Consider the following 16,254-nt stretch of genomic DNA (forward strand, 5'->3'; position numbering starts at 1 on the left):
GCACCCTTTCAGCCTTGAATTGGATGTCAATCTAAATAGCACAAAGCTGATGAGTATTGAGTATAAAACAGGGTTAATTCTTAGACTTACATCATTAGGCGGTATGATGCAATTCATTTCCATAGAAGTAATAAACTAATTAATGACTACCATTTCCATCTAACTATAGGAGGATATTTTTATTAAATGAACTTGTAGCCTTAAATACAGTCCCAGAGCTGCAAAATTTACTAAATTTTTATTAACACGAGCTTAGATTTTGTTTAAGTATGTGGCATGAGAATGATTATTTTAGCAAAATAAAACACAAAACTAAGCTCAACTTTATGCAGTACTTGGTAAAGTCTAATACAAGAAATCGTACTTTTCGCAAAACCTAAGTTAGATAAATTACTTAGGGGTTAATAATTCCGTAGTAAATGGCGACAACAAATAAGAAAGTAGCCAATATAACCAGGGTAAAACCATAGCGAACTAGTGGGTTGGGTAAATCCTGATTGGTGATTACACTATCCCTTTGTACCTGAGTAATAGGCTCAGATTTCCCGGTTTCTTGGGGATTCATATCGCTAGCTGTGTTGTCTGACAGGGGAACATTATTTTCTGTTATTTTGTTTTGAGTTTCTTGGGATTTCATGGGCTTTTTTTGATTTTTTTGTAGCTCCTGCATTTTTATAATTTCAAAAATTTACTAAGGAGTACATCGTTCTTGAGAACTACCTTGGCTTGATGTGGATTCGCCTAGAGGAGTTAGTCTATATGAAGTTGCTCTGTAATTGCGAATACACTTTTCTAAGCAACTAGATGAAATTTAAATTTTTGAGTTTTTATAAAATTACCAATTCGTGGAGCGAGTATATTTGCCGATGATGCTTTACCAGAGAATAAGGCGAAGAGATTACAAGTAGTAGTTGTAAATATTGAAATGTCAAACTCGATATAATACCGTACTCACGCTTTTTTCAAACCGTAGACATACGCATATAAACACAGATGAATCTCATAATTGTCTGTATTCATCATCTGGTTACTAATTTTGTATGAATGAAGAAGTCTCCAAAAAACTAGAGTTAATCAGGCAAACCTTGCGTGAATCTGAAGTGCAAGGCGTGCGTTTGCGTGGTACAGACTGGTTTGCCTGGGCGACGGCTGGCGCTTCTAATACCGTGCTGCTGACTGCTGAAACTGGCGTAGCAGAAGTATTAGTAACTACTGAAGATGCTTGGGTATTGACGGATGAAATTGAAGCGCAGCGTCTTAAGGATGAAGAACTGCCTGCTAATTTTAAGGTGCATATCAACCCTTGGGCTGATGCTGCTGCCCGTGAGTCTTTTGTTCGTGATGCCACTAGCGGCAAAATAGCAATTAGCGATCGCCCCATCTCCAATTTAGAAAAGCCGTTACCCCCATCTCTGCGAAAACATAAACGGGTAATGATGTCAAGTGAATTAGAGCGATATCGTCAAGTTGGGCAAAAAGCTAGTCAGGCAATGACAGAGGTACTCAAAGCCGCCAAGCCAACTTGGACAGAATATCAATTAGCGGGTGCGGGTGCAGAGGCTTTATGGGCGAAAGGGTTGCATCCAGCGCTGACACTGGTAGCGGGTGAGAGGCGTTTACCCTTATACCGTCATGCTACACCCACTGGAGAACAGATTGGACGGCAAGCGATGCTGGTGTTTTGCGCTAGAGGTTACGGTTTGTATGCAAATCTGACTCGATTTGTTTGTTTTGGTGAGCTTTCAGGCGAACAGGCCGAATTGCATTCCCATGTGCGTGAAATAGAAGCAGTAGTTTTGAATTTGTGCCAACCCGGAACCAGTCTCAATGCAGTTTATCACGCCCTAGCTCAGGCTTATGAGCAGCATGGATTTCCCAATGCCATCCGCGAACACCACCAGGGAGGAACCACTGGATATTTAGCGCGAGAAATCGTCGCAAATCCAACTACTACTGATACTTTGACAGAAGGCATTGCTGTTGCTTGGAATCCCAGTTTACCGGGGGCAAAGGTTGAAGATACTTTTGTGATTCTCAAGGATGGAAAGTTGGAAAATCTGACTTTCGATCCAAATTTTCCTAGTGTTGAGGTAGAAGCAAGATTGCGCCCTGTACCTTTGTACAATTAAAAATTATGGATTTTCAACAAGTATTCGGTAAACCACCTGAAACTCAAGCCAGTGCTCCAGGAAGAGTAAATTTACTAGGCGAACATACCGACTATAACGATGGCTTCGTTCTGCCAACTGCGATTCCTCAATCCACGACGGTACAGCTAGGTTTGAGTAGCGATAGCCACCATCACTTTTACTCGGAAAATCTGAACGAGCAAGTGAGCATTTTAGATATAAACCATTCCCCGTCTGGATTTGCCAGTTATATTTTTGGCTGTATTGAAGTTTTACAAAAAGCAGGATACAAAATACCATCACTTTGTGTCTACGTTAAATCATCGGTTCCTATGGGTTCGGGTTTGTCTAGCAGCGCGGCTTTGGAAGTGGCAACACTTCGGGCAGTACGCCAACTTCTGAACTTTCCCATTGATGATGTTGAAATCGCCCAATTTGCCCAGCAAGCAGAAATTCACTATGCTGGCGTGCAGTGCGGCATCATGGATCAGATGGCTTCTAGCTTGGCTGATACTGAACATATCTTGTTTTTAGATACTCGGACTTTAAAACGCCGGGTGATGCCTTTGCCAGACAACGCCGAAATTTTGGTGATTGATAGCGGTGTACCCCGCACCCTGGCAACTAGTGGTTATAATCAGCGTCGGGCTGAATGTGAGGAGGCGGCGCGATCGCTAGGAGTTAAGGCACTGCGAGATATTACTGATGTTGAAGTAACAGAAAAACTACCCGAACCTCTACGGCGGCGTGCCCGTCATGTGGTTACAGAAGATAACCGCGTCTTGGAAGTGTTGCAGGGAGTCTCATCTGAGCGCTTTGGTGAATTGATGAACGCATCCCACGCCAGTTTGAGAGACGATTACGAAGTATCCGTACCTGCACTGGATACTCTAGTAGAACTGTTGCAAAAAACTCCGGGAGTGTTTGGTGCAAGACTCACAGGTGCGGGTTTTGGCGGGGCAAGTGTCGCTTTAGTTGTGGCTGGTGAAGCGAGAAGTATTGCAACCCATGTTCTTGAACAATACAAGCAAGCAGGTTACAACGGACAAATTTTGGTTCCTTCCTTGGAGTTAAGTGATGCAGCCTAAAGTTGTTTATGGAAATGCAGCCGTTGAAGGTGTAAATCGTTGGGGATGGTTCATGGGTCACTTTATCACCCCTGAAGACGATCCACGTTCCACGGAAATGCTAGAAGTAAAATGGGCTGTTCACAAAGCAGGTGACAGTAGAACTGAATGGGCAGTAAACAACCAAGCTGCTACCCTTTCAATTCTCATTGACGGAGAATTTCGCCTGCAATTTGAAGATAGAGAAATTTTATTATCTCGTGAAGGTGATTATGTTCTTTGGTGTGCAGGCGTTCCCCATTGGTGGGTTGCTGAGTCCGACTGCACTATTCTGACTGTCAGATGGCCTTCAAAGCCAGGCGATAGTGTTGCATTGCCTGAAGAGTCAAAGAGTTAGTTTGCTAAGTAATTAAGCATAAATAATTTTAATTAATTGTTACGGAGAATCGCTATCAGCCACTAATTTGCAAAATAGTGCGTTACTATCGACGAGCAATTAAAAAATCCCCTAGAGGTCTGATATTAATACGACTCTAGTTATAAGTTGAAGAGGATAAAAAAGATGGTTCAAAGTATAGGCGGTATAGCGAAATATTCAGCTACCGACCTAGACCGATTTGCTCAAGAACTGAATAAAGACGGAATTTGTGTCATTCCTGGTGTTTTTGAGCAAAAATTAATTGACGAGTGGACACAAGCTTTTGAAAAATTATTTCACGAGCGTCAAAATCAACCAGGTGGGTTGGCTCCTCGTGAAATTTCCCGCTACTATCTGACCTTGCCTTGGATTTATCCATTCGCTAATGAATTGGTTTTTGCCAACCCAGTGATTATGGGTGTCCTAGAGCGCGTGTTTTTCCAAGAATACGTGATGGTTCAGATGGGGGTTGATGTCCCATTTCAGGGTTCAGATTATCAGGAGATCCATCGGGATTTTCGCCCATTGTTTAGCGATGGGCTACGCCCCGCCGTAGGCGATCGCATTGTAACCCCACTTTACGCCCTAGCAGTTAACTTTCCCCTGGTGGAAGTAACCGCAGAAAACGGCCCGTTCCAAATGGCACGAGGTACTCATGTATTACCGCGAGAAGAAGGATTAAAGAAGGTTGCTAGTGGTGAAATTCCGATGGAATCCTTTTATATGCAGCCTGGTGACGTGATGGTGCGATCGCCTTTAGCACTGCATCGGGGTTCCCCAAATCGGACAAACCAGCCAAGACCTATGGTAGTCATGGGCTATGCAATGCATTGGTTGCACACACCAAAAGTAGAATTGACTCTCCAACAAGACTACTATGAGAGCCTACCGGTGGAGATGAGACAGATGCTGCGGTGTCAGGTAGTTGAACAGTTACCTAAAGAAAAACTTGAAACTTATGTAAATTTCAAGTATTAGTAGTTGAAATTAGTCACTTCTCGCTTTCGTGAGGTATAAGGTAGGGACGCACAGATGCACGTCCCTACAAATTTCTGTACCTCATGTACTAGGAACAGCTGATAAATTTATTTTCTCTTTGGTTATAACGATAGTGAAGTTATTGTAACTATTAGTAAATATTAAGCTAGATTGTGCTTTTACTTACCAATTTTAAGCATTTTTTTAAAACTTTATTAAAAAAGTTATACAACTAGTTCTACCTAAGGATAGGAAATCTCCGAGGAACTGAAAGCTATTATTTTATTAAAATAACCTATCAAATAAGGTAAAAATTTTTATGACATCACAAACTCCTCCAGATAGCCGACAAGATGAAGTTAAATACGATCCTCAAGATAACCCTGGAACCCAAACAACTGTGCCAACTACAGAAGAGGGTGATACTCCTCTTGATGAAAGATATCGGATGACTGGTCAAGAATCAGGTACAGATGTTCATCATGGTGCTGAATCTGAAGCACCTGGAGGTGCTAAGTCACCTGGCCATCCTAATCAAGGAACGGACTCTCGTTAAAAAGGTTCTTGCATCTAATCAAGATGAATGTTCATTTTTGTCATTGCAAGATTTAATTTTTCTAAAGTTTGCCGCAATTTATCCTAAACTTAGAATCAATCTTTCCAGCTTAAAATTTTTTATCTAAATTTTAAGCTGGTTCGCTTTATTTGAAAAAACTCCACAGTTTTAATATTTATCAAAAAAAGCAGAGGACAGGAGGCAGGAGGCAGAAGAAATACTGCACCAAATTAAAAATTTGGTGGCTACCGTTAAGTACAATGCTGAATCCCCTTCTAAGCGGAACCTCCTACTTTCTGCCTCCTTAAATTCACCCTTTTGCTGCTACCTTGCTTTAGTTAACTTTGCTGCTCTAGAATTTATTAACTTCACATTTGGCGATCGCAATATTTACAGAATTGAAATGCAAACTTATACTAATCCAGTCTACAAAGGTTATTTTGCCGACCCTTTTGTTTGGCAACACGAAGGGGTATATTATGCAATCGGCACTGGCGCAGCAGAAGCAGAAGGAACGGTAGATGAAATACCGGATGCAGCAAATATTAACTCCAATAACAAATCGCGTGTCTTTCCTCTGTTACGCTCTTTCGACTTTGTAAACTGGGATTATGTTGGTAACGCACTATTGCGGCCAGATCCAGCCCTTGGCGATAATTTTTGGGCCCCCGAAGTTGCTTACTGCAATCGCCAGTTTTATCTCTACTACTCAGTGGGACATGAAGACAAGAATCATCAGTTACGTGTGGCTACAAGCGATACTCCATTAGGCCCTTATCAAGATATTGGTGAGTCACTTGTAGATCCAAAATCTTGTCCTTTTGCGATCGATCCACACCCATTCCGGGATGACGATGGACAATGGTATTTGTTTTACGCCCGTGACTTTCTGGATACATCGGATAGAGCGCGTGCTGGCACAGCATTAGTTGTAGATAAACTCCAAAGCATGACTAAGCTTGTTGGTGAAGGGAAAGTGGTTTTACGTGCGCGATCCGATTGGCAACGGTTTTTAGCCAACCGTTTGATGTACGGTGAAATTTATGATTGGCATACTTTAGAAGGTCCTTGCGTTCGTAAGCATGAAGGGAAATACTACTGCTTTTATAGTGGTGGACGTTGGGAAACTGATAACTATGGTGTAGATTATGGCGTTGCTGACAACGTGATGGGGCCTTACTCTGATGCAGGTAACGAAACCGGGCCACGGGTGCTAAAGTCTGTTCCTAATTTTGTTAGAGGGCCGGGACATAACTCTATTGTTCTTGGGCCAGATGGTAAGACTGAGTATGTTGTTTACCATGCTTGGACGGAAAATATGGATATGCGGCAAATCTGTTTAGATATGCTGATCTGGAAACCAGAAGGGCCATGTTGCAATGGCCCTACCTGGACACCGCAGACTATCAGCAACTATTGAAGATTTTGCGATACATTAACACCGCTCACTTTCGCTGGTATAACAACGCTATAGTAGCCAGCTGCGATCGCAGCTAATGCATTAAGCAAAACATTAGCGCCGAACAATGGCATTAAACCGAAAAATGTCTTACCCAAAGGCAATAATCCGATGATGGCTAGCAAGGCATAAGAAACTGCAAAACCACGATTGAATAGACGCGCAGTGGTAGTGTTGTTGTAAGAAGTAATTCCTAATAATCCTACGGCGCAACGTACAATGTTATGCAAAAAATTGGTGGGAATTGCGCCAAAGATATAACCAAAACCCGCAGAATAAGCACCAGCAGATTCATCAAGTGGAACAAAAGATTCGCTCGTTCCTGGTAATGAAACCAAGGCTGGTACAAATCCAGCTAAACCTAAAAGTAAATAAGTGATTCCGATAGCCAAAGCAATGTAACGCTCGATCATTTTTGCCTGATTAATGTTTTCCATCTTTTTTCTCTTGGTAAGTGTGTAGATGTTTACAAAATAGTAACCGCTAGCTAAGAAATCATGAGAATCTAATTTATTAATAGATATAAATAGATTGCTTCTAGCTGGTTAAATGTCTAAACACAATATTTATCATTCAACTTTTTCTTTCATGTATTTCACTCTATCAAAAGTAATGAATACTATCTTAAGTAGGGCTTAGAAGTTGGGCTGATTTAGTTTTTATGCTTCTCTTATTTTAAGAAAAATTTCCTAATCAATTATTTGTATTTTTGTCATATTCCGTTACTTCAGCAACTTCTATAAATGGTATTTTTGTTCATGGTTTAGCATTTTATTTTGAGGAAAATTATTTAAGGGTGAATAGATATCTACCTCATATAACCAAATCATAGTCTCATAACCAACTCGACCCATTTCTGGCTCTAAACCCATAGGCATCTCTAGCAAATAAACCCAGCTACCTGACTGAGGGCGGTAATTTTTGATGATGCCTTCTCCGCCGATAAACTCTACCTTTTGACCGCTACGAAACTTAGGCGCTGACAAAACAATTGCATTCATTACTCGTTATTCCTTCGACGAATATAGGACTCATCTTTGATTATTGAAAAAATTCTCTATAGCTCAAAGAGGTTTCTTTACTGTTTCCTATTGCCTACTTTCTGTTGTCTTCTTGCGCGAACAGAAATCAAAGACGCTCGATAGCGTAGCGTTAGCGACGCAGGAGCGTCTGACTCGCTACCGCTTCGCTATCGGATTGCTATAGGGTGATAACTAACGTTGTAGCTAATATAAAACTTATGATTATCTGTCACAGGTTTCAATGTATTCTCTGTCAGCCGTTTTAAGATTAAGTTTGAGTTTTTATACCTAAAGTTATAATTTTAATTGAACAAATTAAATCTTTCAGAGTAAAAAGCTTCCAGCACTACCTACCTAGTTATTTGAAAACTCTGAGATAGAAAAAAGCGATCGCTCCATCATTAGAAGCGATCGCTTGAGGTTTATGAATTGAATTACAACTAATGTTACACACAGTCAAAAGGCTTTTACCCTACCCAAGGTTGAGAGAACAGATATATCATCAGGGTGAAAATTATAATACTTGTTTCTAATAAACTAACAATAAAAGAAATTACTTCATTTACTATGGTTTACAAAATAATTATTACAGCAATATGTATTAAGCATAACAAATCAATAGATTATTTGTAAAAAAAAAACACTATTTGATACTTAAAAATAGTCAATTTATATATACTCTTAGGTTTAAATATTTAATATGAATAAAAAAGTAAGATAATAAATAAACTGAGTTTATTAATTTTAATCTTAAAGATAATTGTTTTAATGAGCTTGTGTACGAAATCGAACAGACAAACACAACTATATTTGCATAAGCTTAGAAATCACAATTGCGTTACATAAATTAATATTTACTTATTAGATTTTAGATATTTATAAAAAAATAGTGCTTAAGACTTAATAAGAAAGCAACTTTATATTTATTTGGGTAGATGAAAGAAATAGATATAAAACAGTACATTGTTATTAATGCAACCAAGTATTTATTATACCAATTCGATATTGAAAAGCAGCAAAATATGTTGCAAGCTTTTGTATGAAAGTAAGCTTGGTGCTGTCTTAGAAAGAAAAGGTATTAGCGTTTAGCTAGTCAGAATTAATAATTTAAATAATGAGACGAACTATGACAAGTGAAAAATCTCAAGTCAAAAACAACGGTGTCAGCAATGTTATTTCGCCGAAGCAGCGTAAAACAAAGCGATCGCAGTTAGCCCAAACGCAATCATCGAGTCCGTCACGGTTGAATTTAACTTCGTCTAGCAAAAAAGTTCAATCAACAGAAACCTTTAAAGACACACCTGATATAGTTTGTTTATCTCATTTGCGTTGGAATTTCGTTTATCAAAGACCGCAACATCTTCTGAGTCGCTGCGCCCAAGGAAAGCGAGTGTTCTTTATTGAGGAGCCAATTTTCTCTGAAGAACCCTTGGCAAGCTTAGATATAAACGAAGATTCTAATGGAGTAGTTGTGGTTGTGCCACACCTACCACAAGGTTTAAGTGAAGAAGCAATCAACGCAGACTTAAAACTACTAATAGATAGTTTGTTTGCAGAGCATAACATCAACAAATACATTTGTTGGTATTACACACCAATGGCGATCGCTTTTACCCGCCACTTGCAACCCCAAGCCGTGGTGTATGATTGCATGGATGAATTGTCTGCATTCCAAGGCGCATCACCCACTTTAAAGAATTACGAAGCCGAATTATTCAGCCGTGCAGACTTAGTATTTACAGGCGGACAAAGCCTTTACGAAAGTAAGGTAAACCAGCACCCCAACGTTTATGCCTTTCCCAGCAGTGTAGATGTCGCCCACTTTGGACAGGCGAGAAATGTTCAAGAACCAGAAGATCAAGCTCATATTCCTCATCCTCGCCTTGGGTTCTTTGGTGTAATTGACGAACGGATGGATATTGAACTGCTTGCTGGTATTGCCGAAGCCCGTCCCGACTGGCATTTAGTAATTATTGGGCCAGTTGTCAAAATCGATCCAGCAAATCTGCCACAGCATGAAAATATCCATTATCTCGGTGGCAGAGATTATAAACAACTACCTGCCTATTTAGCAGGCTGGGACTTAGCAATGTTGCCCTTTGCGCGTAACGAGTCAACACGTTTTATTAGCCCTACCAAAACTCCAGAGTATCTTGCCGCAGGTAGACCTGTAGTATCTACCTCAATTCGAGATGTAGTGCGTCCTTACGGAGAGTCAAAACTGGTACGCATTGCAGATACAGTTTCTGAGTTTGTTACCGCCGCAGAACTTGCAATGCAAGAAGATACCCCAGCCTCAGAATGGTTGAGTCGAGTAGATGTCTTTTTAGAAAAGATTTCTTGGGATCGCACTTGGGCATCAATGATGAAGCTGATTGACTCTGCCATTGCAGCCCGTGATGGTGAAGACAAAGCTAACTCCACAGGTGCGGCTGGTAAACAAGCACCAAATATCATTACCAGAGATTTTGTCTTCGATTACTTGGTTGTCGGCGCTGGTTTTTCTGGTAGCGTCATTGCTGAACGTTTGGCAACTCAGTCTGGTAAAAAAGTGCTGGTTGTAGACAAGCGCAACCACATAGGCGGTAATGCCTACGATCATTATGACGATCATGGCGTTCTCGTACACAAATACGGTCCCCACATCTTTCACACCAACTCCCGCGAAGTTTTTGAATACCTCTCGCGCTTTACTAAGTGGCGGTCTTACGAACATCGCGTCCTTGCCAGCGTAGACGGGCAGCTTGTTCCGATTCCGATCAACCTCGACACCATCAATAAGCTGTATGGCATGAATCTCAATTCATTTGAGGTGGAGGAGTTTTACAAATCCCTTGCTGAACCAATGGAATACATCCGTACTAGTGAGGATGTGGTGGTAAGCAAAGTTGGTCGAGAACTGTATGAAAAGTTTTTCCGAAATTATACGCGCAAGCAATGGGGACTTGACCCATCAGAACTTGACAAATCAGTAATTGCCAGAATTCCCACACGGACTAATCGTGACGATCGCTATTTTACCGATAGCTACCAAGCAATGCCACTGCATGGCTTTACCCGGATGTTCGAGAATATGCTCAATCACCCGAACATCAAGGTAATGCTCAACACTGATTATCAGGAAATCCAAAAAGCTATACCTTGCCGCGAGATGGTTTACTCTGGGCCTGTTGACGAATACTTTGATTATCGTTACGGCAAATTACCATATCGCTCGCTTGATTTCAAGCATGAGACGCACAACACGACTGTGTTTCAAAAAGCGCCAGTAATTAACTATCCCAATGAACAGCTTTATACTCGTGTGACAGAGTTTAAATACTTAACTGGTCAAGAACACTCTAAAACTAGTATTGTTTATGAGTTTCCCAAAGCTGAGGGAGACCCTTATTATCCTGTACCGCGTTCTGAAAATCAGGAAATTTACAAGAAATACAAGGTGCTGGCAGATGAAACTCCAGGGATCTATTTTGTAGGACGATTAGCGACCTACAAATACTACAACATGGATCAATGTGTTGCTCAAGCTCTGTCTGTGTACAAACAAATTGCGGTTAAGGCTTAAATAATTCGTAATGGGCTTTTCTGCGAGACGCTAAAAGCGAATGCCCCGCTACGCTAACGTAATTCGTAATTAAGACTGCTCTGTATTTAGTAGGGTGCGTTATGGACATTAGGGCATCTTTTCAAACTACTCGTTTAGCCTCTTAATTTTTTAGATCCCCCTAAATCCCCCTTTTTAAGGAGGACTTTAAGAGATGAGATTCTTAGCCCCCCTTTTGAAGGGGGGTTGGGGGGATCTAAGACTTTGAAAATACGCCCTAGTCCTAACACACCAAAAATCTAGGATGGTGCGTTAGCCTCCGGCATAACACAATGCCAGTTGCTACAACGGAGAGAACCTCCCTTCGGGTTCACCAGTCGCCTACGGCGGGAAACCCGCCTACAGCGCTGGATTCACCGCAACGCACTGGCTCCCTTACAAAACTTAAAAAGAACGCATCAAATAAAATATCAGCTTGAGTTGTAAATTATGATTTCTGCTTTCAACTCGACACTCAAAACTAACAAAGCACAACTTCCCCTACAAGTTTGGGCTGGTGTAGAGTGTACGGTTAATCGTGTGGGTGAAGAGTATCTCGATCAGTTAGAACGCAATGGTCATGCAACGCGCTTGGATGACCTAGATTTATTTGCTGAACTTGGCATACATGCCATCCGCTATCCAATACTTTGGGAGAGGATAGCGCCCAATGGTTTGGAGAATGCTGATTGGTCGTGGGCAGATGAAAGACTGGGGCGTTTGCGCGAACTCGGCATCCGTCCGATTGTGGGATTAGTGCATCATGGCAGTGGCCCGCGTGATACCAGCTTGGTAGATCCAGAATTTCCTGAGAAACTAGCGGTGTTTGCTCGTGCGGTTGCAGAACGCTATCCTTGGGTTACACATTACACACCCATCAACGAGCCACTGACAACAGCCCGATTCAGTGGGATGTACGGTCACTGGTATCCTCACGGACGGGACAATTTAACTTTTGCCCGTGCTTTGTTAGTAGAGTGTAAAGCGATCGCTCTTTCGATGCAAGCAATCCGGGAAGTCAATCCCAATGCCCAACTCTTACAAACTGAAGATTTGGGTAAAACTCATAGTACCCCAAAGCTGGCTTATCAAGCAGAATTTGAGAATGAACGTCGCTGGTTGAGTTTGGATTTATTGTGTGGCCGAATCAACCCAACTCATCCAATGTGGGGTTACTTGCGCGACTGTGGTGTAAGCGAGTCTGAACTTGAAGAATTTTTGCAATATACTTGTCCGCCTGGCATTATCGGCATTAACCATTACCTGACAAGCGAACGCTTTTTAGATGAAAACCTAGAAAACTATCCAGCTTGGACGCATGGTGGTAATGGTCGGGACAAGTATGCAGATGTAGAGGCAGTGCGAGTTTGTGCTGAGGGTTTGGCAGGCCCCCGGACATTGCTCAAAGAGACATGGGAACGTTATAAACTACCCTTTGCTGTCACTGAAGTTCACCTGAGTTGCACCCGTGAAGAGCAGCTACGCTGGCTCAATGAAGTGTGGAATGCAGCCCAAGAATTACGAGACCAGGGCGCAGATGTTCGCGCTGTAACTGTTTGGGCACTTCTCGGCAGCTACGATTGGAATAGTTTAGTGACTCGCTCGGCAGGATACTACGAGTCAGGCGTGTTCGATTTGCGCTCATCGCGTCCCAGACAGACAGCGATCGCTAAAATGGTGCGAGATTTAACCACTGGACATAAACCCAATCATCCATTACTTGATACACCAGGATGGTGGCATCGAGAAGAGCGCCTATTATATCCAGCCGTCAGTTGTCGCGTGTCTCCCCCATCTCTCCCGTTTTCCTCCCCTGCTTCCAATCGTCCCCTGGCGATCGTCGGAGCCACAGGAACACTAGGCAATGCTTTTGCTCGGTTGTGTCAAGTGCGAGGAATTTCATATTGCCTGCTAAGACGGCAAGATATGGACATTGCCAATCCTGCTTCCGTCAATAAAGCACTTGCTGAGTTGCAACCGTGGGCAGTTGTTAACGCTGCGGGATACGTGCGGGTGGACGATGCCGAACGTGAACCTGATATTTGTTTGAAAGTAAACGCTGAAGGGGCAGCGATTTTAGCTGCTGCTTGCGCTCAACATAATGTGGCGCTGGTAACTTTCTCTTCAGATTTGGTATTCGATGGTGCTGAGTCGAATCCTTATGTCGAAACTGATACCGTTGCGCCCCTCAATATATATGGGTGCAGCAAAGTTTTGGCAGAAAAGCTAGTATTGCAGGCTCATCCGGCATCACTAATGATTCGTACCAGCGCATTTTTCGGTCCGTGGGATGAATACAACTTTGTGACGATCGCCCTACGGCAATTAGCTGCTGGTAATACTTTTGTTGCAGCCGAAGATGCGATCGTTTCGCCTACTTATGTACCCGATCTTGTCCATGCCAGCCTTGATTTATTGATTGATGGTGAAAAAGGTTTGTGGCATTTGGCTAACAAAAGTGCTGTTGCTTGGGCTGACTTGGCACGATTAGCGGCGAAAAAAGCAGGTGTAAGTGTCAGCAATCTAATTGCTCGTCCTACACAAGAACTTGGTTTCATTGCTCCCCGCCCAGCTTACAGCGTTCTTGGTAGCAATCGAGGTGAATTAATGCCACACCTTGACAGTGCAATTTCTCGTTACTTGGAAGAAAAAAGTTAGTAGTCTGGCTGGCAATCTAATTTTAAGGGGAGCAGAGGAGTAAATCTATACCCCATTCCCCATACTTCGACTGCGCTCAGTACAAGTTCCCCATTCCCCATCTCAAATTATGTCAACTATTTTAGTCACAGGAGGAGCCGGATATATTGGCTCCCATGCTGCATTAGCTCTGAAAAACGCAGGTTATGAAGTAATCGTTTTGGATAATCTGTCGAACGGACATCGAGAACTTGTAGAAGAAGTTTTACAGGTAAAATTGATTGTTGGAGATATGAGCGATCGCTCTCTTCTCGATGACATATTTTCAACTCACAACATAACTGCGGTTATGCATTTCGCTGCTTACATCGCAGTGGGTGAATCTGTTACCGACCCAGCCAAATATTACCAAAATAATGTTGCAGGCACTCTGACACTTTTAGAAGCAATGCTTGCTGCGTCAGTTAACAAATTTATTTTTTCTTCTACTTGCGCTCTTTATGGTGTACCAAAGTTCGTTCCCCTTACCGAAGAACATCCGCAAGATCCCATTAGTCCCTACGCTATTAGCAAGTGGATGGTAGAAAGAATTTTATCTGATTTTGATACAGCCTATAATTTAAAGTCTGTACGTTTCCGTTACTTTAACGCCGCAGGTGCTGACCCTAATAGGTTGTTGGGTGAAGACCACGAACCTGAAACTCATCTCATACCGTTAGTACTACTAACTGCTTTTGGGAAGCGTGAATCTATTTTGATTTTCGGTACAGATTACCCTACCCCAGACGGAACTTGTATCCGCGATTATATTCATGTGACTGACTTGGCACAAGCCCATATTTTAGGTTTAGAATATCTACTCAAAGGTGGAGAAAGCGAAGTATTTAATCTAGGAAATGGCAGTGGTTTTTCAGTCAGAGAAGTAATAGAAACTGCTAAAGAGATAACAGGCAAAGAAATTAAAATAGAAGAACGCGATCGCAGACCAGGTGACCCTCCTATTTTAGTTGGCAGCAGCGACAAAGCAACTAAAATCTTGGGTTGGCATCCAGAGTATCCTAATTTAAACGAAATTATTGCCCATGCTTGGAAATGGCATCAACAACGACATAAGTAAAGACATTTTAAAACATCCTGTAAGGCTTAGAAATTCATTCTTTAGGTATTTGTAAGCCAATGGTAGAACTTGTTAAATTAAAGAATGGTTTAAAACAAGTATCAGTTAATGAGCGTAATCGAGTTTCAAAATTTACCTAATGCACAGCAGTGCCAAAAAAGTACAGTGCCCTCTTTAGGGCTAGTTTGCATCACCTCTGATAAACAAGTGCGCTTTCGGACAATGACGCGCACCCGATACTTAAAACTTTCTCTTAGCGATCGCGAAAGTGCCCTGAGTGAACTGTATCGCCATAACTTACAGCGCTTACATGATGCCCTCTCCTTTTGTCAGCAGAATAAAATTCAGCTTTATCGGATGTCTTCTAATTTATTTCCCCTAAGTGACTTAGAAGACGAAATTGGCGCAAATATATTAGAAGCAATGAGCGCTGATTTAGCAACAATCGGTCAACGAGCAAATGCATTGAACATCAGAATGGTGTTGCATCCAGATCAATATGTAGTGCTAAGTTCTGATTCCCCCGAAGTGGTACAGGCAAGTATCACTAATCTAGCAGGACATGCACGTATACTTGACTTACTGGGATTACCGCGATCGCCTTGGTCATTGATGAATATTCATGGTGGCAAATCTCAACGGGCTGAACAACTAGTAAAAATAATTTCCGAACTACCAGAAAACATCAAAAGTCGCTTGACTCTAGAAAATGATGAATACGCCTATAGTGCCGATGAGATTTTAGCAGTATGTCAGCAAGCTGGTGTGCCGATGGTATTTGATGCCCATCATCATATTTGCCACGAAAATTTGGATAGCTACGATCATCCGAGTGTAGCATCAATGTTTTACGCAGCGCGAGAAACTTGGAAAAATCCAGATTGGCAATTAGTCCATATTTCCAATGGTGAGCAAGCTTTCAATGACAGAAAACACAGCGACTTGATTACCGATATGCCTAATGTTTACCACCAAGCACCGTGGATTGAAGTCGAAGCCAAACGAAAAGAAGAAGCGATCGCACTTTTGCGTTCTTGGTGGCTGATGAACAATAATTGTACGTAACTTAGAGACTTCTAGTTTATGTTCTCTGCACCTCTGCTATTGTGTCTGCGTTAACCATAGTGAAACTTACACGTTTACAGTCTCATTTATGGTTAATACTCACTTAATTGGTCTATAAACCATTTTATAGAAGCTTGATTTTAAGGCAATTATCTATAGCTAAGTTGCTTATTTCTCTTGGTAGATTAAATCAAAATTAAAAAAGAACAAAATAACAATATAC

13 protein-coding genes are annotated in these 16,254 nt (G+C 41.7%); 10 read left to right on the forward strand and 3 right to left on the reverse strand.

Translation table 11 applies throughout. From position 1 onward, the window contains the following. Positions 1 to 394: 394 nt before the first annotated feature. On the reverse strand, positions 395 to 637 hold the full coding sequence (locus NPUN_RS01095; protein WP_041565826.1) for a hypothetical protein: 243 nt from the start codon (positions 635 to 637) through the stop codon (positions 395 to 397). 403 nt (positions 638 to 1,040) lie between these two features. Here NPUN_RS01095 and NPUN_RS01100 point away from each other — a divergent pair, with 403 nt between their 5' ends. The 6 genes from NPUN_RS01100 (at position 1,041) to NPUN_RS01125 (ending at position 6,568) form a co-directional block, all read left to right on the forward strand. Further along, a complete protein-coding gene (locus NPUN_RS01100) occupies positions 1,041 to 2,129 on the forward strand; it encodes a M24 family metallopeptidase (protein WP_012407027.1) in 1,089 nt (362 codons plus the stop codon). Positions 2,130 to 2,134: 5 nt separating this feature from the next. Further along, complete coding sequence (gene galK / locus NPUN_RS01105; protein WP_012407028.1) at positions 2,135 to 3,217, forward strand: galactokinase; 1,083 nt, start codon at positions 2,135 to 2,137, stop codon at positions 3,215 to 3,217. Next, positions 3,207 to 3,593, forward strand: coding sequence for a cupin domain-containing protein (locus NPUN_RS01110; RefSeq protein WP_012407029.1), 387 nt, complete (start codon positions 3,207 to 3,209; stop codon positions 3,591 to 3,593). Before galK ends, NPUN_RS01110 begins: the two co-directional genes overlap by 11 nt. A 165-nt stretch (positions 3,594 to 3,758) precedes the next feature. Further along, a complete protein-coding gene (locus tag NPUN_RS01115) occupies positions 3,759 to 4,592 on the forward strand; it encodes a phytanoyl-CoA dioxygenase family protein (RefSeq protein WP_012407030.1) in 834 nt (277 codons plus the stop codon). 319 nt (positions 4,593 to 4,911) lie between these two features. After that, entirely contained in the window at positions 4,912 to 5,148 is a 237-nt protein-coding gene (locus tag NPUN_RS01120; protein WP_012407031.1) for a hypothetical protein, read from the forward strand. A gap of 241 nt (positions 5,149 to 5,389) precedes the next feature. After that, the gene (locus tag NPUN_RS01125; RefSeq protein WP_012407032.1) at positions 5,390 to 6,568 is read left to right on the forward strand and encodes a glycoside hydrolase family 43 protein; all 1,179 of its coding nucleotides are present in this window, start codon (positions 5,390 to 5,392) and stop codon (positions 6,566 to 6,568) included. Here the strand turns inward: NPUN_RS01125 and NPUN_RS01130 are convergent. Next, positions 6,562 to 7,044, reverse strand: coding sequence for a DUF4383 domain-containing protein (locus tag NPUN_RS01130; RefSeq protein ID WP_012407033.1), 483 nt, complete (start codon positions 7,042 to 7,044; stop codon positions 6,562 to 6,564). The two genes, NPUN_RS01125 and NPUN_RS01130, sit on opposite strands and share 7 nt — an antisense overlap. 300 nt (positions 7,045 to 7,344) lie before the next feature. Next, complete coding sequence (locus NPUN_RS01135) at positions 7,345 to 7,608, reverse strand: hypothetical protein (RefSeq protein WP_012407034.1); 264 nt, start codon at positions 7,606 to 7,608, stop codon at positions 7,345 to 7,347. Positions 7,609 to 8,755: 1,147 nt separating this feature from the next. Between NPUN_RS01135 and glf the strand changes: the two genes are divergently transcribed. From glf to uvsE, 4 genes are all read left to right on the forward strand, one after another. After that, positions 8,756 to 11,194 (forward strand): UDP-galactopyranose mutase, encoded by a 2,439-nt coding sequence (glf, locus tag NPUN_RS01140; RefSeq protein WP_041565114.1) that lies wholly within the window; start codon positions 8,756 to 8,758, stop codon positions 11,192 to 11,194. Between the two features lie 468 nt (positions 11,195 to 11,662). Beyond that, on the forward strand, positions 11,663 to 13,870 hold the full coding sequence (locus tag NPUN_RS01145; RefSeq protein WP_012407036.1) for a family 1 glycosylhydrolase: 2,208 nt from the start codon (positions 11,663 to 11,665) through the stop codon (positions 13,868 to 13,870). A gap of 109 nt (positions 13,871 to 13,979) precedes the next feature. Then, positions 13,980 to 14,966, forward strand: coding sequence for a UDP-glucose 4-epimerase GalE (galE, locus tag NPUN_RS01150; protein ID WP_012407037.1), 987 nt, complete (start codon positions 13,980 to 13,982; stop codon positions 14,964 to 14,966). Positions 14,967 to 15,074: 108 nt separating this feature from the next. Beyond that, on the forward strand, positions 15,075 to 16,031 hold the full coding sequence (gene uvsE / locus NPUN_RS01155) for a UV DNA damage repair endonuclease UvsE (RefSeq protein ID WP_012407038.1): 957 nt from the start codon (positions 15,075 to 15,077) through the stop codon (positions 16,029 to 16,031). Positions 16,032 to 16,254 lie beyond the last annotated feature (223 nt).

The organism is Nostoc punctiforme PCC 73102, assembly GCF_000020025.1.
Lineage (GTDB): Bacteria > Cyanobacteriota > Cyanobacteriia > Cyanobacteriales > Nostocaceae > Nostoc > Nostoc punctiforme.

Excerpts from the sequence above, each read along its gene's own strand:
- NPUN_RS01145 (WP_012407036.1), top strand. The coding sequence starts at position 11,663 with ATGATTTCTGCTTTCAACTCGACACTCAAAACTAACAAAGCACAACTT.
- NPUN_RS01120 (WP_012407031.1), top strand. The coding sequence starts at position 4,912 with ATGACATCACAAACTCCTCCAGATAGCCGACAAGATGAAGTTAAATAC.
- NPUN_RS01095 (WP_041565826.1), bottom strand. The coding sequence starts at position 637 with ATGAAATCCCAAGAAACTCAAAACAAAATAACAGAAAATAATGTTCCC.
- uvsE (WP_012407038.1), top strand. The coding sequence starts at position 15,075 with ATGAGCGTAATCGAGTTTCAAAATTTACCTAATGCACAGCAGTGCCAA.
- NPUN_RS01110 (WP_012407029.1), top strand. The coding sequence starts at position 3,207 with ATGCAGCCTAAAGTTGTTTATGGAAATGCAGCCGTTGAAGGTGTAAAT.
- galE (WP_012407037.1), top strand. The coding sequence starts at position 13,980 with ATGTCAACTATTTTAGTCACAGGAGGAGCCGGATATATTGGCTCCCAT.
- NPUN_RS01100 (WP_012407027.1), top strand. The coding sequence starts at position 1,041 with ATGAATGAAGAAGTCTCCAAAAAACTAGAGTTAATCAGGCAAACCTTG.
- NPUN_RS01130 (WP_012407033.1), bottom strand. The coding sequence starts at position 7,044 with ATGGAAAACATTAATCAGGCAAAAATGATCGAGCGTTACATTGCTTTG.
- glf (WP_041565114.1), top strand. The coding sequence starts at position 8,756 with ATGACAAGTGAAAAATCTCAAGTCAAAAACAACGGTGTCAGCAATGTT.
- NPUN_RS01115 (WP_012407030.1), top strand. The coding sequence starts at position 3,759 with ATGGTTCAAAGTATAGGCGGTATAGCGAAATATTCAGCTACCGACCTA.
- galK (WP_012407028.1), top strand. The coding sequence starts at position 2,135 with ATGGATTTTCAACAAGTATTCGGTAAACCACCTGAAACTCAAGCCAGT.
- NPUN_RS01135 (WP_012407034.1), bottom strand. The coding sequence starts at position 7,608 with ATGAATGCAATTGTTTTGTCAGCGCCTAAGTTTCGTAGCGGTCAAAAG.